General features: G+C 54.7%; 6 protein-coding genes. 3 read left to right on the top strand and 3 right to left on the bottom strand.

The features are described from left to right. Positions 1-187: 187 nt before the first annotated feature. On the top strand, positions 188-1135 hold the full coding sequence (locus HU175_RS23210) for an alpha/beta hydrolase (protein WP_176568838.1): 948 nt from the start codon (positions 188-190) through the stop codon (positions 1133-1135). 244 nt (positions 1136-1379) lie between these two features. Here HU175_RS23210 and uvrB read toward each other — a convergent pair whose 3' ends face one another. Then, on the bottom strand, positions 1380-3401 hold the full coding sequence (gene uvrB / locus HU175_RS23205; RefSeq protein WP_176568837.1) for an excinuclease ABC subunit UvrB: 2022 nt from the start codon (positions 3399-3401) through the stop codon (positions 1380-1382). Positions 3402-3719: 318 nt separating this feature from the next. On the opposite strand from uvrB, the gene HU175_RS24905 reads away from it, so the two are divergent. After that, a complete protein-coding gene (locus HU175_RS24905; RefSeq protein WP_228724255.1) occupies positions 3720-15173 on the top strand; it encodes an ExeM/NucH family extracellular endonuclease in 11454 nt (3817 codons plus the stop codon). Between the two features lie 207 nt (positions 15174-15380). Beyond that, positions 15381-16349 (top strand): Na/Pi cotransporter family protein, encoded by a 969-nt coding sequence (locus tag HU175_RS23170; protein ID WP_176568836.1) that lies wholly within the window; start codon positions 15381-15383, stop codon positions 16347-16349. Positions 16350-16400: 51 nt separating this feature from the next. Here the strand turns inward: HU175_RS23170 and HU175_RS23165 are convergent, their stop codons facing one another. Both HU175_RS23165 and HU175_RS23160 read right to left on the bottom strand, forming a co-directional pair. Next, entirely contained in the window at positions 16401-18224 is a 1824-nt protein-coding gene (locus HU175_RS23165) for a cytochrome c peroxidase (RefSeq protein WP_176568835.1), read from the bottom strand. Positions 18225-18313: 89 nt separating this feature from the next. Then, entirely contained in the window at positions 18314-19780 is a 1467-nt protein-coding gene (locus HU175_RS23160) for a hypothetical protein (RefSeq protein ID WP_176568834.1), read from the bottom strand. Between the last annotated feature and the right edge of the window lie 172 nt (positions 19781-19952).

The raw sequence follows: 19952 nt of genomic DNA, 5'->3' as shown, positions 1-19952 counted from the left end.
CTATGAAAGACGAGTTGTAACTAATAAAGTAACTCAACACATCTCGATTCTATCCGAAAATTAATTCATTTTGGGAAAGATTGTATTCACTTCTCCACCAGATCTGTAAAAATAGATGCACCGAAGGGTGTTTTCGTTCGTTACGTCAATATACCCGTTTGTCCCAGCTTCAGGTGACTCTACCCCCATGTTTGTGCGAAGTTTACTCATAAATCTTTTACTGTTGCTGGTGCTGATCGACGTATCGGCACAGTCACGTCGACGTCAGAAACTGACAACTCCTCAGGAAACCGGCCCCGTTCCAGTTGTGACGCCCCCGCAGATTCGTCTTCTGGAAAGTATGCAGTTGAATAGCTCTTTGTTGAATCGGCCGGTCAAGTATTCAATTTATCTGCCACCCGATTATTACGTATCGAATCGACGCTATCCAGTGGTGTACTTATTGCATGGCTATGGCGACAATGAAACCAGCTGGGTGCAGTTCGGAGAAGCCAATCGCATTGCTGACGAACTGATTCAGTCGGGCGAATTGCCCCCCATGATTATCGTCATGCCCGATGCAGGGGCGAGCTGGTATATCAATGATTACCAGAGCAAGGTACGTTACGAAGATATGTTCGTCCAAGAATTCATTGCCCATGTCGATTCGATGTACCGCACCCGGCCCCAGCGGGAATACCGGGCTTTGTCGGGTTTATCGATGGGTGGGTATGGCTCGCTTGTATTGGCCATGCATCATCCGGACCTGTTCAGTTCCTGTGCCGCTCTGAGTGCTGCTGTTCGTACCGACGAAACCTTTGCTGCCGTACCCGATGAGCGTTATAATACAGTCTACGGTCCCGTTTTCAGTGGTCCTGTAAAAGGAGAGAACCGGCTGACGCTCACCTGGAAACGTAACAGTCCGATCGTACTCGCCAGGTCGGCGCCCGAAAATGACCTGAAACGGGTTCGCTGGTACCTGGATTGTGGGGACGACGATGCGCTTTCCATGGGGAACGCGGTACTGCACCTGGCCTTCTTAGAGCGCAAAGTAGTTCATGAATACCGGGCTCGCGACGGTGCCCACACCTGGCCTTACTGGCGAAGCGGTTTGCCAGATGCACTGAAGTTCATTGGAGAAGGGTTTCGACGGTAAACAAACGAAATTTGTTAGGCTAATTACAGTTGCTTAGGGTGGAGCAGGAGCCGTTGTTAACGAAACGATTAGCCGTAAAATACAATGAGGTAATGCTAGTACCGGCCGGGCTAGCGTGCCCCGGTTGCATTACCTCAAGGAACGGTCGAGGTTATCACCCCAATCGCTATAAAAACCAATAAATCTGGCTGAAAATCAAACGGTTCTACGTAAAAAGCGTAGACGTTCCGCTTGATTCAGGGGCCTACGCCATCTCTTTCTTTAGCTTATCGCGTAGCTGAAACAGTTCGTCGCGTAGACGGGCGGCTTCGAGGAAGTCGAGGTCTTTAGCGGCCCGTTCCATCTTGGCCTGGGTTTCGTTGATGACTTTTTCCAGATCATTTTTACCCATGTACTGAACCACAGGATCAGCAGCGATGCGAATATCTTCGGGTTCGACGTAATACTGTTTCGCTTTCGAATCGGCTACTTTGGTTTGTCCCATAATGGCTTCGCGTGATTTCAGCACGGTTTGTGGGACGATGCCATGATCCGTGTTGTACTCCATCTGGATAGCCCGGCGACGGTTGGTTTCTTCGATGGCCTTCTGCATGGACCCCGTAATAGTGTCGGCATACATAATTACCTTGCCGTTGGCGTTCCGGGCGGCCCGACCAATGGTCTGAATCAGTGATCGGATATCGCGCAGGAAGCCTTCCTTGTCGGCGTCCATGATCGCTACCAGCGATACTTCGGGCAAGTCAAGGCCTTCTCGTAGCAAGTTCACACCAACAAGTACGTCGAAATTTCCCAGCCGCAGATCGCGTAAGATTTCCACCCGGTCAAGAGTTTTGACTTCGGAGTGAATATAGCGGGTTTTGATACCCACCCGCTCTAGGTATTTGGTCAACTCCTCCGCCATTCGCTTGGTCAGCGTCGTCACCAGGACCCGTTCGTTATTCTTGATCCGGGCATCAATGGATTCGAGCAGGTCATCAATCTGATTCAAGCTGGGCCGTACCTCAATTTCGGGATCAAGTAAGCCCGTTGGGCGGATAAGCTGCTCAACCACAACGCCTTCGCTCTTGCGTAACTCGTAATCAGACGGAGTAGCCGATACGTAAATGGTCTGACCCGACAAATCTTCAAACTCCTGGAAGGTCAACGGTCGGTTGTCCATAGCAGATGGCAGTCGGAAACCGTAGTCAACCAGCGCCGTTTTGCGGGAGCGGTCACCGCCCCACATCGCCCGAATCTGCGGAATCGTTACGTGGCTTTCGTCGACAACCAGTAGGAAATCGTCCGGGAAATAATCGAGCAGGCAGAACGGCCGCTGACCAGGCTGGCGACGGTCGAAGTAGCGGGAGTAATTCTCAATACCCGAGCAGTACCCCAACTCGCGCATCATTTCCAGATCGAACTCGGTACGTTCCTGAATCCGGGACGCTTCCTGCTCCCGGAACTCTGATTCGAAATACCGGATCTGGGCGACCAAGTCATCCTGAATCTCATGAATGGCATTATTCAGCGTATCGCGACCCGTCACGAAAAGGTTTGCCGGGAAAATCGTAACCAACCGCTCTTCGGAAATCTTCTTCCCCGTCGATGGGTCGATGCGCTGAATGGTTTCAATCTCGTCGCCGAAGAAAATAACCCGGTACGCAAAGTCTGCGTAGGCAACGTAGAGATCGACGGTGTCTCCTTTGACCCGGAAATTTCCCCGCTGGAAATCCCCCTCGGTGCGGCTGTAGAGAATACCAACCAGTTGGTGCAGGAACTGATTCCGGCTCATCTGCTCGCCAACCCCGATGCGTACGACATTCCGCTTGAATTCTTCGGGGTTGCCCATGCCATAAATACACGACACCGACGCGACCACAATGACATCGCGCCGTCCACTCATCAGGGCTGACGTAGCCGACAGACGTAATTTGTCGATTTCTTCGTTGATCGCCAGATCTTTCTCGATGTACGTATTGGTCGTGGCGATGAACGCTTCGGGCTGATAATAGTCGTAGTAGGAGATAAAATACTCGACGGCGTTATCGGGGAAAAACTGCTTGAATTCGCCGTAGAGCTGGGCGGCCAGCGTTTTGTTGTGGCTCAGGATCAGGGTGGGACGGTTGAGCTGAGCAATCACATTGGCAACGGTGAACGTCTTACCGCTACCCGTTACCCCGAGCAATACCTGCGACGGTTCGCCCTCTTTGAGACCCGCCGTTAGCTTCTCAATGGCTACGGGCTGATCGCCGGTTGGCCGAAATTCTGAAGTTATGTTGAAGTTCATCAGTGCTGCTTGGAATCTGGCTAATTTACGAATAAACGAGCAGGATTGCAAAGCAGTTTCGATTCCTGGAAGGTAGCCGGCTAAGGCATTTTCAGTTGCGTGATTATCAGGTTGCAACGGGCTACTAGTCACAGGCTGCAAGCGTAAACCAGCACGGTAATATTAGGGAATTGTAAATTATGCAAGTTTCATATTAACAGATTGTTAAGTAACGGGATGGTGTAGAAAGGGCTACTAATTTTGCCGCGCCCTGGTAATCTGACGAAGTAATTCAATACCATCAGATTACCAGGACATCAACTAACTCAATTCCTTTATATGAAGCACTTTTTACCAAGCTGTGTTTTGCGGGTTTGTCGTCTGTTTCTACTACCTCTTCTGGCTATCAATGTCGGCTGGGCGCAGACTACGCTCGTACAATGGAACTTTAACTCAAATCCGCCCGACAATGCCCCGGCGACGGGAACCACGGCACCGTCCGTTGGTGTAGGTACCCTAACCAATGTTGGGGGAACATCATTTACGTATGCTGCTGGTTCTGGGTCGACCGATCCAATTACAACGGACAATTCCGGGTACAGTATCTCAACTTTCCCGGCAGCTACGGCTCGGAACAAAACCGCCGGGATTGAATTCCGGACAAGTACAACAGGGTTCCAAAGTTTGACTATTTCCTGGGATCAGCGTTTCAGTAACACTGCCGCCAATCGTTCTCGTCTACAATATTCTGTTGATGGTGGAACAACCTACACGGATGTAGCCAATCCGCTGACCGTTACGGCGGGAGACCGGTTTTACAATGGTAATGCATACGATCTATCCGGAGTTGCCGGCCTGAACGACAAGGCAGATGTTCGTTTTCGAATTGTTGCTGAATTTTCAACGCCCACGGCTAATCCAACCAGCTACACAGCGGCTGCGCCTACATCGGCCTATGGGACATCGGGAACCTGGCGATTCGATATGGTAACCGTTCGGGGAACTGCCCTACCAAAACCCGATTTAACCGTTTCTCTTGCGGGACCTGTTTCAGGGACTATAGGACAGCCAGTCACCTATACGCTGGTTGCCAGTAATGGGGGAGAGGCAACAGCTACGAACGTACCGCTTTCGTTTACCTTACCCACGGGCGTTACGTATAGCAATGCAGGAACTGCGAATAATTTTACGGCTTCACAAACGGATGGCGTCGTACTCTTCACCGGAGGAGAAATTACGCCAGGTAACAGCGCGACGCTGACTGTTACGGTGAGTCCGCAGGCCAGCGGTGCTGTGACGATACAACCCGGCGCGGCTGTTGTCGATCCTGCTAACACGATTGCTGAAAGTAACGAAACGAATAATAGCTCGACCGCGACGGTGACAACGACGGTCGAAGCGGCCAACCAGCCACCAGTTGCGCCTGCGTTTGCTAATCAGACAGGCGTTGTAGCCGTACCTTATTCATATACGGTTCCTGCTTTTACGGATCCCGAAGGGCAGGCGATTTCGTATCTAATAACGGGCGTGCCGGCTGGCTTGAGTGCCGATAATACTACATTGGTTATCAGCGGTACACCTACCGTAACGGGAGCTTCGACCATAACCGTAGTGGCAACCGATGCGGCTGGAGCCTCAACCAGCGCTACGTTCGGACTAACAATCAACGCAAACCAGGCACCTGTTGCCGCTACGGTTAGTGATCAGACCGCTACGGTCGGGACGGCATTCAGCTATGTCGTTCCTGCTTTTACCGATCCTGAGAACCAATCGCTAACGTACACAGCAACGGGACTGCCCAGTACGCTTACCTTCGATCCGGCTACCCTGATTATCAGCGGTACGCCCGATGCGGCTGGAATCTTACCGGTTACTATTACGGCAACCGATCCAGCCAGTAACACAGCCAGTGCATCTTTTACCATAACGGTAGCGGCTCCGGCGCCCACTCTGGCAGCTACGCCAGTCAGCCTGGCCTCGTTCAGTACAACGGTTGGTACAGTTTCGGCGGCTCAGACCTATAACCTGTCGGGAAACAACCTGACGGCAGACGTAGCGGTGTCGGCCCCAACTGGTTTTCAGGTAAGTTCTAACGGTACTACGTTCCAGAACCAGCTGACGCTGACACCCGCTTCGGGCGCTGTAACGGCTACGATTTCGGTACGTCTGACCGGCGCTACGCAGGGAACGTTTACAGGAAACATAACCAACAACAGCGGAGCCGTGTCTTCGGCGGTTGCGGTTAACGGAACCGTATCGGCAGCTCCGGCTGTGAACGGTCCCGTGCCGGTGCCACTGGCTTCGCAGCCTAACTTTACGTACACCGAAACTTTCGCGGCCATCAGCACCTGGGCAAACAGCTTCACGGCTGGTACCGGCGCGAACCGCTTTGCCCCAGTAGCAGCGGGCGGAACGGGAACGATTCCTGACCCAAACCGGATCACTGCATCATCTGCGACGTTTGCGTCAGGTACATCAGGTGGCGTGCAGAAAGGTACCGAAAACCTGGTGTTGCTTTCTACGGGCTCATCTGACAACACAAGCAGCACGGCGGTTGACTTCCTGGTTGACTTCACAGGTGTAAGAGCGGGCCGGTTAAGCTTTGATGCGGCCGAAGTCAACAACTCAACCGGCAACCGGCCGGGTAGCCTGAAAGTGTACGGCTCTACGGATGGCACGACCTTTACGGACTTGGGAGCTACCTTTTCCGTCATCAACAACGTAGCCAGCACGACAGCGATTTTGGTAACGCTGCCCACTACGTTTGATAACGTAGCCACGGCTCGTTTTCGCTTCTACTACTATAATGGAGGTCCCAGCACAGGTTCGGTCAGTGGATCACGCCCGAAAATTTCGATCGATAACCTGACCATTACGGGTACGCAACTGTCAACCAATCCGGCACTGACCGTATCGCCAACTACGCTGGTAGGTTTCAGTACGACGCAGGGAACGCCTTCGGCTCCACAGACGTACACCGTAACAGCCAGCAATCTGGTGGCCCCTATTACGGTGACGGCTCCGGCCGGGGTTGAAATCAGCCTGACCGCCGGGACGGGCTACACCACCGCTCTGTCGTTACCCACCACGACATCATCAACGACGGTGTACGCTCGTTTGACCGGTACAACAATTGGTGCAGTGAGTGGAACCATTACCAATACCAGCAACACCACGCTGACCGCGTCGGTAAGCATTAGTGGTCAGGTCAATGATCCGAACACGCCAGTGCTGGCCGCTACGCCAACGACCCTGTCGGGTTTTTCGGCCATTCAGGGGAATGCGTCAGAAACACAGACATTCTCGATTACGGCCAACAACCTGGCCGGGCAGACTATTACGGTAACAGCCCCCACCGGTTTTGAGCTAACGACAGGTTCGGTTTACAGCACCAGCCTGACGGTTACGCCGACGGCCAACGCCAGCACGATTCCGGTAACGATCCGGACCACGGCGTCGGCACCAGTCGGTACCGTGAGCGGAAACGTAGCCATCACGAGTGGTGCGCTGCGTGCCAATGTGGCGGTGAATGGTACAATCAACCCTACCGTAGCCATTACACGTATTTCATCCATTCAGGGTAGCGGCTCTACGTTCAATACAGCGTTCGGCGGTAGTCAGACCATCGAAGGGATCGTCACCCGCACGTTCGCCGGTTCGAGCCGGCTGAATGGTTTCTACGTTCAGGAAGAAGATGCCGATAGCGATGGTAACCCCGCTACGTCGGAAGGGATCTTTGTCTACGACCCTAGCGGTTTGTTCACCGGTAACGCTGGTGATAAGATTCGGGTGACGGGAACCGTTGGTGAGTTCACCAGTTCAAATGGTGGCAACAGCAGCAGCCTGACCCAGCTGACTACGCTAACCAGTGTTATCAACCTCGGGGCCAGTACGCTGCCGACGGCTACGCCGGTGCAGTTTCCGGTAACGAACGTATCCGATCTGGAGCGGTACGAGGGGATGCTGATAACGGCCAGTGCTGCGTCGGGTAATCTGACGGTTACGGAGTATTTCCAACTGGGTCGTTTCGGTCAGGTAGTACTGGCGGCTAACGGAGCCAGCAACAACCCCGGCACCGATGCTCGACTGGATCAATACACTCAGTTCAACGCGCCTAGTGTGAGCGGTTACTCGGCTTACCTGGCCGAAATCGCCAAACGCCGGATCATCCTGGATGACGGTAGTACGGCGCAAAACCCCGATCCAATCATCTTCGGTCGGGGCGGTAACCCGCTTAGTGCATCAAATACATTACGGGGTGGGGATGAAGTGGCCAGTATTACAGCGGTTCTGGATGAACGTCTGGAAGGATACCGGCTGCAATCAACGACCGGCGTTAACTTCCTGCCGGCGAATGCGCGACCAACGACTCCGCCTGCCGTTGGCGGCTCGCTGAAAGTTGCGGGCTTCAACCTGCTTAACTATTTCAACGGTAACGGTCAGGGCGGGGGCTTTCCAACATCCCGCGGAGCCGATACGCAGGCTGAGTTTACCCGGCAACGTAACAAAACGATCCAGGCGATTGTCCAGTCGGGCGTTGATATCTTCGCACTCAACGAACTGGAGAATGATGGATACGGTGCAACCAGCGCCATTCAGGATCTGGTGAACGGCGTCAATGCCGTAGCCGGTCCGGGTTCGTTTGCGTTCATTAATCCGGGTACCAGTATCTCGAGCGACGAGATTACGGTAGCTATGATTTACAAACCAGCGAAAGTAACGCCCGTTGGTGCAGCCGCTACGCTGACCACCAGCGCTGCGTTCACTACGGTGGGTCGTTTCCCGCTGGCACAGACGTTCCGGGAGAACGCAACCGGTGGCGTATTCACGGCGGTGGCTAACCACTTCAAATCGAAAGGGTCGAGTTCGGGTGGAGCGGGTGATGCTGATGCCGGAGACGGGCAGGGACAGTCGAACGGCACCCGGACCCGTCAGGCGCAGGATCTGGCAGCCTGGCTTGCTACGAACCCAACGGGAACTACCGATCCGGACATTCTGGTGCTGGGTGACCTGAACGCGTACGCGCAGGAAAATCCGTTAACGGCACTGGCCAACGGCGGCTTCACCAACCTGCTGCCCAATACGTCGTATTCGTACGTGTTTGATGGTCAGGTAGGTTCGCTGGACCACGCCCTAGGCAGTGCCAGTCTGCGGGCGCAGGTAAGTGGTGCCGAGAAATGGCACATCAATTCCGACGAGCCCAGTGTGCTGGATTACAACGTTGAGTTCAAAACGACCGGTCAGGTTAGTTCGTTATATAATGCTGATCAGTTCCGCACATCAGATCACGATCCGGTTATTGTTGGCCTGTCGCTGACGTCGCCATCGGCTCCGCTGGCGTTGACACTGACGGCGACTCCGTCAAACCTGCTGACGACTGAGACAACAACGCTGTCGGCGGTTGTAACGGGCGGCTCCGCGCCGTACAGTTACACGTTCACGGGCCCCGGTACGGTTACGCCGAACGGAAATACGGCCTCGGTATCGGCTATACCTACGGGAGTACAATCCTTTACGGTGATTGTCCGCGATGCCACTGCGCCAACGAGCCAGACTGCATTTGCTACGGTAAGTGTGATGGTAACGGCTCCGAATCAGGCTCCGGTAGCGCCAACCGTTTCCAGCCAAACCGCAACGGTTGGTCAGGCGTTCAGCTATACGGTACCCGCCTTTACGGATCCTGAAAATCAAACGCTGACCTATACCGCAACGATCAATCCGGCCAATGGTCTGGTGTTCAATCCAGCTACGCGGGTTATTTCGGGTCAGCCAACGACGACCGGCGTATCAACCGTTACGGTAACGGCGACTGATCCGGGCAGTCTGTCGGCGAGTACGACCTTCACCATTACGGTGAATCCTGTACCAAACACCGCGCCGACGGTTGCGAATGTAATACCATCCCAGACTGCAACGGTTGGTCAGGTGTTCAGCTATGTCATTCCTGCGAACACCTTTGCTGATGCCGAAACGCCGAGCGCGTTAACGCTCAGTGTAACGGGTTTGCCGGCTGGGTTAAGCTTTACCAGTCCGAATACGATCTCGGGTACGCCAAGTACAACTGTTGGATCACCGGTTTCGGTTACGGTAACGGCTGCTGATCCGGGTAATCTATCAGCATCGACAACGTTCTCGCTGTCGATCAATGCGGCCCCGGCTGGTTTGATCCGCATTACGGAGTACATGTATAACGGTACGCCCGGTGAATACGTCGAATTGACGAACGTAGGTAACGCGCCAGTCGATATGACAGGCTGGAGTTACGACGATAATACCCGTACGGCGGGCTCGTTCTCGCTCAGTGGTTTCGGTATTGTGCAGCCGGGCGAATCGGTTGTCTTTACCGAAGCCGACGCTACCGTTTTCCGTACGGCCTGGTATCTGCCAACGTCGGTGAAGGTGGTAGGCGGCAGCAACCAGAACCTGGGTCGCAGTGACGAGATCAACATTTATGATGCCACTGGCTCGCTGGTGGACCGCCTGACCTACAACGATCAAGGGATTGCCGGTTCGGTACGGACGGCTGACATCAGCGCCTGGACGGAGCGTGCTAATCTGGGTCAGAACCTGGCTGCCACCTATAAACTGTCAGTCGTGGGTGATGTACAGAATTCGTATTTGGCCACAACCGGTAACCTGGGTAACCCAGGCGGCTATTTCATTCCGCTGAATCGCGTTCTCGTGGTGGAATCAGGTGCCAGCACGACAGTTGCCGAAGGTGGGGCAACGGATACGTATACAGTAGCCCTTAACAGCCGTCCATCAGCAGACGTGACGGTAACGATTAACGCGGGTAGTCAACTGACAACGAATCCCGCTGCGTTAACCTTTACGCCAGCCTCCTATAGTACCGCTCAGACGGTAACCGTTGCAGCTGTGGATGATAATCTGGTTGAGGGAACTCATACGGCGCAGATCATACATAACACAAGCAGCGCCGATGTTGCCTACAATGGCATCGCCACTAATCCAGTTAGCGTTACGATTACGGACAACGACAATCCGGTAACGGCTGTACCGGCGATTCAGGTAGCTGCATCGACAACACCGTACCTGAGTCTGTCGGCGACGGGGGCTGGTTATGTGAGCGGTGTTATTAACGATCCGACGGATCCTGCTGCTACGCTCGGCATTAATTTCACCCTGAGCGATACCGATACACCGGTTAGCAGCCTGACCGTAACGGCCAGCAGCAGCAACTCGGCTGTAGCTTCTACGCTGACACTGACGGGAACGGATGCTGCGCGTAACCTGAAGATCACGCCAGCCGGTGTTGGGTACTCGACGATCACTGTAACCGTAACCGACGGAGTTAACAACGGCTCGTACGTTGTCAACTATGCCGCTTCGGCTGCTGCGTTAACCCCGTCAACGACGCGCTTTCATACGGGTACCAGCGATGCATCGACCGCGATCCGGATTGATGATAACTACATGCTGGTAGCCGACGATGAGAACCAGGTGTTGCGGTTGTATAACCGTCAGAATTCGGGCTTGCCGGTTGCTGGTTTTGATTTTACCTCGTCGCTGGCCCTGACCGACATTTCGGGTGGGGTACCGCGTGAAGTGGATCTTGAAGCGTCTACGCGTCTGGGCAACCGCATTTTCTGGATGGGTTCGGAAAGCAATGCCGATGGTGGTAACGACCGGCCTAACCGGAATCGGGTATTTGCCACGGACGTGGCCGGTACGGGTGCTGCTGCAACGCTGACTTACGTTGGTCGGTATGACTTCCTGCGCAATGACATCATTGCCTGGGACGTAAATAACCGTCACGGTAAAGGAGTCAACTATTATGGTCTGGCTGCCAGCGCTGCTGCGGGTGTTGGTTCGAAACAGACAACTGGTTTCAACATCGAAGGTGTAGAACTGGCTCCCGACAACGCAACGGCTTACGTATCGTTCCGGGCTCCGCAGGTTCCGCCAACGGATCGTAAGAATGCACTGGTCATTCCGGTAACGAACTTCACGACGCTACCTGTATCGGGTAACGGTGGTACGCAGGGAAGCGCAACTTTCGGTGCGCCAATCGAACTTGATCTGGGAGGACGTGGTATTCGGGAGATTCGCAAGAACGCCAACAACGAATACATTATTATTGCCGGGGCTGCCGGTGACGCCGGAGCCGCGCCTAATGATTTCCGCCTGTACACCTGGACAGGTAATGCTGCCGACGCTCCAGTAATACGGACGACTGATCTGATGGCGCTGAACGCCAATGGAAGTTTCGAATCCATTGTTGAGGTGCCCAGCCCGCTGATGGATGCCAGCGCAATTCAACTGCTGGTTGATAATGGAGATGCTGTATTCTACAACGATGGTGTAATTGCGAAGGAACTGACTCAGAATAATTTCAAGAAGTTCCGATCGGAAATCGTACCGCTGGGAGCCGCTGTCAATACAGCGCCAACGGTTGCCAATACGATCGCTCCGCAGAGCGCAACGGTGGGTCAGGCTTATACCTTATCCCTAGCTGGTGTGTTCACTGATGCTCAGACGCCGAATGGGCTGACCTTGGCGGTAAGTGGTCTGCCGGCAGGCTTGAGCTTCGTAGCACCGGCTACGATCTCGGGCACACCATCGGTGAGTGGAGTAAGCACCATCACCGTGACGGCCACTGACCCAGGTAGCTTGTCTGCCAGCACCAGCTTCACCTTGACAGTGAGTCCTGCCCCGGTGGTCAACACGCCACCGACCGTAGCGAACGCAATTGCTCCACAGAGCGCGACGGTGGGTCAGGCTTATACGTTGTCTCTCGCTGGTGTGTTCACCGATGCCCAGACGCCGAACCAACTGACGCTGTTTGCGAATGGTCTGCCAGCGGGCTTGAGCCTGTCGGGTACGACCATCAGCGGTACGCCATCGGTGAGCGGAGTAAGCACCATCACCGTGACGGCCACCGATCTAGGTAACCTCTCCACCAGCACCAGCTTCACCATTACGGTGAGCCCTGCCCCAGTGGTCAATACAGCGCCAACGGTGGCAAATGTAATTGCTCCACAGAGCGCGACGGTGGGTCAAGCTTATAGGCTGTCTCTGGCTGGTGTGTTCACGGACGCCCAGACGCCAAACCAGCTGACCCTGTTTGCGAATGGTCTGCCAGCAGGATTGAGCCTGTCGGGTACGACCATCAGCGGTACGCCGTCGGTGAGTGGAGTAAGCACGGTGACTATCCTGGCTACCGATCCAGGTAACCTCTCCACCAGCACCAGCTTCACCTTAACGGTGAGCCCTGCCCCGGTGGTCAACACGGCTCCAACGGTGGCGAACGCAGTTGCTCCACAGAGCGCAACGGTGGGCCAAGCGTATATGCTGTCTCTCGCTGGTGTGTTCACTGATGCTCAGACGCCGAACGGGCTGACCTTGGCGGTAAGTGGTCTGCCGGCAGGCTTGAGCTTCGTAGCACCGGCTACGATCTCGGGCACAACATCGGTGAGTGGAGCAAGCACCATCACCGTGACGGCCACTGACCCAGGTAGCTTGTCTGCCAGCACCAGCTTTACCTTAACGGTGAGCCCTGCTCCGGTGGTCAACACGCCACCGACCGTAGTCAACACAGTTGCTCCGCAGAGCGCAACGGTGGGTCAAGCGTATACGCTGTCATTGGCAAACGTCTTTACTGATGCCCAGACGCCGAACCAGCTGACGTTGTTTGCGAATGGTCTACCAGCGGGCTTGAGTCTATCGGGCACGACTATCAGCGGTACGCCGTCAGTGAGTGGGGTGAGCACGGTGACTATTCTGGCCACTGATCCGGGCAATCTCTCCACCAGCACCAGCTTTACCTTAACGGTGAGCCCTGCTCCGGTGGTCAACACGCCACCGACCGTAGCGAACGCAGTTGCTCCACAGAGTGCGACGGTGGGTCAGGCCTACGCGCTGTCCCTGGCCGGTGTGTTCACCGACGCTCAGACGCCAAACCAACTGACGTTGACGGTTAGTACACTGCCAGCAGGTCTGAGCTTTATGGCACCGGCTACGATCTCGGGCACACCTTCAATGAGTGGGACAAGCACCATTACCGTGACGGCCACTGATCCAGGTAGCCTCTCTACCAGCGCCAGCTTCACCTTAACAGTGAATCCAGTTGCTGTGCCACCAACCCAGCCGTTTGCCTTGACTGGGGTGACGACGGTGAGCTGCGAAAGCGTATCGGCAGGCGCCCGCCGGGTGAGCTTTGTGCCCCAGTACACGGGTCTGACAGGTGAGCCGGTGAGCTTCTCGGTCGTCAACGAACTGTCACCGACAATGGCCGCCGGTCCTTACTCGCTGCAGTTGTACACGGACAATCCGGTTATTACACTGGTAGCCCGCCAGGGGGCGGTGGTGAGTCAGTTCAGCTACAACTGGCTGGCCAACTGCGGGGGCACAACTCCGCCGGTCAACACGGCCCCAACCGTAGCGAACCCAATTGCGGCACAGAGTGCGACGGTGGGTCAGGCGTACGCGCTGTCCCTGGCCGGTGTGTTCACCGACGCCCAGACGCCAAACCAGCTGACCTTGTCCGCGAGTGGTCTGCCAGCGGGCTTGAGCCTGTCGGGTACGACCATCAGCGGTACGCCATCGGTGAGTGGGGTAAGCACCATCACCGTGACGGCGACCGATCCAGGTAACCTGTCATCGAGCACCAACTTCGTACTGACGGTAAGCCCCGCCGGTACCACTCCGCCAACCCAGCCGTTTGCCCTGACTGGGGTGACAACGGTGAGTTGCGAAAGCGTATCGGCAGGCGCCCGCCGGGTGAGCTTTGTGCCCCAGTACACGGGTCTGACAGGTGAGCCGGTGAGCTTCTCGGTCGTCAACGAATTGTCGTCAACGACGGCCGCCGGTCCGTACTCGCTGCAGTTGTACACGGACAATCCGGTCATCACGCTGGTAGCCCGCCAGGGGGCGGTAGTGAGTCAGTTCAGCTACAACTGGCTGGCCAATTGTGGGGGCACAACTCCGCCGGTCAACACGGCCCCAACCGTAGCGAATCCGATTGCGGCACAGAGTACAACGGTGGGTCAGGCCTACGCGCTGTCCTTGGCCGGTGTGTTCACCGATGCCCAGACGCCAAACCAGCTGACCTTGTCCGTGAGTGGTCTGCCAGCGGGCCTGAGCCTGTCGGGTACGACCATCAGCGGTACGCCATCGGTGAGTGGGGTGAGCACCATCACCGTGACAGCTACTGATCCGGGGAACCTCTCGACCAGTACCAACTTCGTACTGACGGTAAGCCCCGCCGGTACCACTCCACCAGCCCAGCCGTTTGCTCTGACTGGGGTGACGACGGTGAGCTGCGAAAGCGTATCGGCAGGCGCCCGCCGGGTGAGCTTTGTGCCCCAGTACACGGGTCTGACAGGTGAGCCGGTGAGCTTCTCGGTCGTCAACGAATTGTCGTCAACGACGGCCGCCGGTCCGTACTCGCTGCAGTTGTACACGGACAATCCGGTCATTACGCTGGTCGCTCGCCAGGGGGCAGTGGTGAGCCAGTTTAGCTACAACTGGCTGGGTGTCTGCGGTAGTGGCAACGCTCGTGTGACTGCTGAATCAGTAGAGCGCCTATCGGTACTTGTACTTGGTAACCCGACACCAGCCGAAGCGGTAGACATAGAGATTCGGGGTGTGGCTGGTCAAGCAGTTCAGGTTCAGCTAATTAATGGCCAGGGGCAACCGGTGAGTCAGCAAACTATCGAGCAGGCCGGTGCGGTTGAACGCCCAACAATTCGACTGGGTAAAACGGCTGGTATATATCTGCTCCAGGTTAGCACGGCAACGCAAAAACAGACCGTGAAGATTGTGAAGCAATAGAATCACGTAGACTCCTGGCAGTCAGGAGATCACTGTAAAAGAAACCTTCCCGCAGGCCCCGGTTCAGCAGACCGGGTGCAGACGGGAAGGTTTTGTTTGTAGCTGATCAGGCAGGCGAGCCTGGGTTTGATAACAAATGGATAACATGAGATCGGCTTGATCCAGAACTGTGCCGCGTAACTTTAAATAACGCTAGCCAATACGTGTATGCCTTATCTGAAGATTAGTCTATTGGTGCTGGCCGGTCTGGTCCTGTTTCTGTTTGCACTCAACTACCTGGCTGATGGCTTGAAAGCTATTTCGGGTGAACGACTGCAAGGCTGGCTCAGGAAGTTTACACAGAACGTTTTTACGGGCATCCTGACGGGATTGGTCGTCACTACGTTGCTGGATTCGTCATCGGCTGTCATTATCATGACCATTGCGCTGGTAAATACGCAGGCCCTTACGTTTCGGCAGGCAATGGGCGTTGTGCTAGGGGCTAATATTGGTACAACCTTTTCGTCTCAGCTGATCGCTTTCGATATCGGCCAGTGGGCGGGTGTACCGATGGCTATCGGGTTAGCCCTTCTGTTACTGGCTAAACGGGATATTGTAGCCCAGTGGGGTCAGGTATTGCTGGGGTTTGGGATGTTGTTTCTAGGCTTATTTCTGATGGAGGAAGCCGTTCAGCCGTTAAAGGGATTGCCGCAGGTAGTGAACTGGATGAAAGAACTGGCCGATCCCCTTCGGGGAGCGCTGACGGGGGCCGGAATAACGGTCCTGCTGCAATCCTCATCGGCAACGGTCGGTATGGCGGTGGTGCTGTCCGGTCAGGGGCTCATGCAACTACCGGCTGGTATTGCTCTGATGATGGGGGCCGAGTTAGGAACCTGTTCCGATACGTTAATCGCGTCGTTGGGCCGAACGCGGGCTGCCCTTCGGACGGGATTATTTCATCTGGCGTTCAATTTTATTTCCATTATAACCGGATTGTTGGTGATTGAGCCATTTACCCATCTGGTGGAATGGCTGTCGGCGGGCGCACCAGTTGAGCGGCAACTGGCCAATGCCCACGTGCTGTTCAACGCACTGGGTGTTCTGGTTATCGCACCGTTTGTCCCCTGGCTAGCTGATCACTTTGAGCAGTGGATTCCCGACGCGAAAGAAAAATCGACCGTTGCTGCCGCCAGTTAGTACCTGAGTTATCAGGTGGAACGAAGTGTTGAAAACATACGTAGGAGATTGTCAAAGCGCTTTCATAAACGCGACCAGAGCGGCCTGCTCAGCTTTGGTTAACGCTAATTTACTATCGGGCAGCGTCTGGTTGGGGATACCGAATCCTAGTCCATTACCGCCCCCTTCATTGTAAAAATCAACAACCTGTTCAAGCGTCTGGTAAACGCCGTTGTGCATGTACGGTGCCGTTTTAGCCGTCTGCCGTACGGTTGGCGTCTTAAAGGCATACCGGTGCGGGTCCATCGTTGTCGTGTGAAACTTACCCAGATCCGGATCAAGCTGCCGATTGGCCGACGTAGCGGGCGTACCCAGCACTTCGCTTTCCGTTTTCTCGTAGGCCGGGGGTACTGTGCCGTTGAACAGCGGATAAAAATGGCAGGTCGCGCACTGCGCTTTACCCATGAACAGGTTGAAACCCAGCTTTTCCTGATTGGTCAGGCTGGCCGTCTGCCCTCTTAAGTAACGATCCACCCGTGAGTCGAAATAGGTGAGCGAGCGGACATAACTGGCCAGCGCATTTTTAAGGGTATGCTCGGTAACACCCTCTTTGTAAGCACTGGTAAACTGACGCCGGTACGTTTCCTGATGCTGCAATTTTTTTACCGCCACCGGCAATGAACCGTGCATCTCCGATACGTTCTGAATCACATCGCTGGCCTGGTCTTCCAGAAAAACAACTCTGGAGTCGGTGAACTGCGTGGCCTGCAGGGCCGAATTCATTAGTGTAGGGGCGTTACGTCGAACGCGTTGGCCGCCAATGGCCAGGCTGCGAGATTCGCCGTCGGTAAAGGCCTTGTCGGGCTGATGGCAGGTGGCGCAGGTGCGTTGCCCATCACCAGATAGGATTGGGTCATAGAACAGCAATTTGCCGAGTGCGATACGTGCCGGTGTGGCCCGATCATCGATTGAATTGACAAAATGGTTTGGATTGAACGCATCAGGGTCGGAGAGGGTCCGGGCGGAAGGAGAGAGTAGCCGACTTTCCTTAAATACGGGAATGGACAGGCGCTGCTGAGCATCCAGCAGCAGGGCGCTGAGGACGTTTGCGTGATGCGTGATGAAGTTTAAGCGGTCAAACTGGTTGAAGTCTGGCGCCTGTTTCAGTTGATCAATAGCTCCGGTAAACGTACTGTCTAGCCGACGGGCAAGTTGGGTATCGTGGTCACCCAGATTGTAGAAAGACAGATGGTGTTGCAGGCTCGCCAAAGCCTCACTGGCTTCGGGCAGGGAGTGGTGCGAAACAGGCGAGTCGAAGCCCGTAATACTTAACGAAATCAACCGGAATACTTCGAGCCGCATCCCATCGAAGACGTGGCTATCGGTCAGTTCATTCGTCGTGGCTACTTTCCCAAGTCGACCGACGTTTGATACCAGAACAGAAGCCTGCTGAATGGCTTTTTCCTGCTGCGCTGGATTGTAGGGAAACAGCAACTCTTCCAGCACCTGAAAGCCTTCGGGCTGCTCGACTTTTCGGTCGGCTTCATCCACTTCCGGAATGTTCGCGCCGTTGATACTTTTGGCCGTTTCCGGAAAATACAGTTCTGTCAGAAACTCAACGCGTTTGTAACGGAGCCTAGCCCGCCGGAACTGTTCCTGCAGAACGTCGGCTGACTGACTATGCTGAATACTCCGCTGCAGTTGGTGGACGGCGGAATCCAACTGAGCAATGTCATTCAGGTACTGCGTCTTTACCTGTTCCAGCGGTGTCTGTCGGGGACGTAGGTAGCCGTACAAACCAATGAGCCAGAGCAATACGGCTGCCGACACAACAAGCGGCCAGGCTCGAAAAGACGGTTTTGCGTTGGGTATAGGCTGCGTTTCCTGGGTAATCATAACCGAAACAGGGCAAATGAACTGGTAAGTAAAAGTAAACACCTGGCCAGACGAAGCCAGCCAGGTGCTTGATACTACGTAGCGGGCGCCTAGCGGGCTAAGCCTTTGATAACGATAAGCTGGCTCGCCTGATTTTCATTGAGCCGTTTAGAACCCCCATCAACACCTTTGTATTTCTCGCCGGTCCAGGTGTGCGACTGTAAACCAACGGTGAACGTGTTAGGAATACCAATGATGTCAGACACGTCAATCATACCGCTGATCTCCCATGAACCGATCGATGACGTACCACCTACGTTATATTTAGCCGCGTCGGCTTCGGTCCGGCGGTGATCAATAACGAAAACTGGTTTCAGTTCACCCGATTTCAGGTTATACTGGTACAGATACGCATCGTGTTTCTCGTCGCCGTATCCGTTCGGGTCTTCCTGAATATAAGCATAATTTTCCGTAACGGTGATGTTGTCAGGATCCTGGAAAGTTTTGGCTACACCATTCCGGTCGTCGCCGTCCAGCAGCACTTCCAGCATACCTTTCGTCGGGTCGGCAGCGTCCATCGTGATTTTATACACCCGGCCGTATTTAGAGCGCGAGTAATCGGCATTGGCGCCACTGGTATTCTGGCCTGTTACGGTGAAATACACGTCACGACCTTTGGCCGCATCAGTTCCCTTGCCGTAGTCAACGTCCTCAACCCGGCCAAATTTGATGGCTTTCAGGTCGTTTACTTTCTCGTTGATCTGCCGGCCCGTCAGGGTTTTCTGGTTGTCAATTTTAGCAAACTCAACGGGGTATTTCGTGCCGACTTTCATGTCCATTTCCCGCTGGTTTCCGTCGGTACGCTTCAGCATATACAGCGAACCGTTCTCCAGATCACCAACCGTATTCGACATATACATGGCGATCTGTCCACCGTAGGTGTCCGAATCATCGTCGCCAATGACCACGATCGTTTTGCCGCTGTACGCCGTTTTAGGCAGCGGAACGGCGTTTTCCGCGCTCCAGCGACCCAGACCCGCTACTTCTTTCGTGATACCCGCCGAGCTGACATCGGCATACGGATTCAGCGCGTGTGTCCGGGACTCCTGACCGCTTTCACCGCAGGTAATAAACGTCGGACCAAAGCCGTGCTCAGCGGGCGTTGCCAGCGTAGCCGAGCACAACCGCCACTGACCGCCGTCTGAATTAAGCAGGTATTCGCCTTTAACGGGCTTGAAGGTTTTGTCCAGGATCAGGCGCGATACGGCAAAGTTATCTTCATTGTTCACCAGCATAGTGTACGTACCATCTGGATTTTTTAGCAGACCCGCGCCATCGGCCGAACCACCAAATACATACTTGGGCGACTGTTCCAGTACGTCATCGCTGCTGACGAGCGAATATAGGTTAACGTTTTCGAAGCCGGGCTGCAGCTTGGCCAGTACGGGTGTTACCGACCGATTTTGCAGCACGATGTCCGACTGGGGAACGCCCGGATTGGTATGGTCGGCGCAGGAGGCTACCGCAAAGAGCGACAGCAACACCGCCGAAGAAAGGTAAAGATTGGTCAAACGCATAGACATTGGAGGATTAGTTACCTGAATCAGTGACAAAAGTATTGGTCAGCTTTTACCCCAATGTGAAGGCGGTGTTATCAGTTTACGATCAACGAGTTACTAGAAATAACATAGAAATGATGGATTCACTGCTTTACGTACTACTGTAGAATAAATAAAAATAGCCCCTGCC

This window comes from Spirosoma sp. KUDC1026 (assembly GCF_013375035.1).
Taxonomy (GTDB): Bacteria; Bacteroidota; Bacteroidia; order Cytophagales; family Spirosomataceae; genus Spirosoma.
The sequence above is the reverse complement of the archived record's forward strand: the minus strand, read 5'-3'. Positions and strand labels throughout refer to the sequence as shown.

What these genes read in the sequence shown, in the direction of transcription:
- HU175_RS23210 (WP_176568838.1), top strand. Translation starts at nt 188, where the DNA reads ATGTTTGTGCGAAGTTTACTCATAAATCTTTTACTGTTGCTGGTGCTG.
- uvrB (WP_176568837.1), bottom strand. Translation starts at nt 3,401, where the DNA reads ATGAACTTCAACATAACTTCAGAATTTCGGCCAACCGGCGATCAGCCC.
- HU175_RS24905 (WP_228724255.1), top strand. Translation starts at nt 3,720, where the DNA reads ATGAAGCACTTTTTACCAAGCTGTGTTTTGCGGGTTTGTCGTCTGTTT.
- HU175_RS23170 (WP_176568836.1), top strand. Translation starts at nt 15,381, where the DNA reads ATGCCTTATCTGAAGATTAGTCTATTGGTGCTGGCCGGTCTGGTCCTG.
- HU175_RS23165 (WP_176568835.1), bottom strand. Translation starts at nt 18,224, where the DNA reads ATGATTACCCAGGAAACGCAGCCTATACCCAACGCAAAACCGTCTTTT.
- HU175_RS23160 (WP_176568834.1), bottom strand. Translation starts at nt 19,780, where the DNA reads ATGCGTTTGACCAATCTTTACCTTTCTTCGGCGGTGTTGCTGTCGCTC.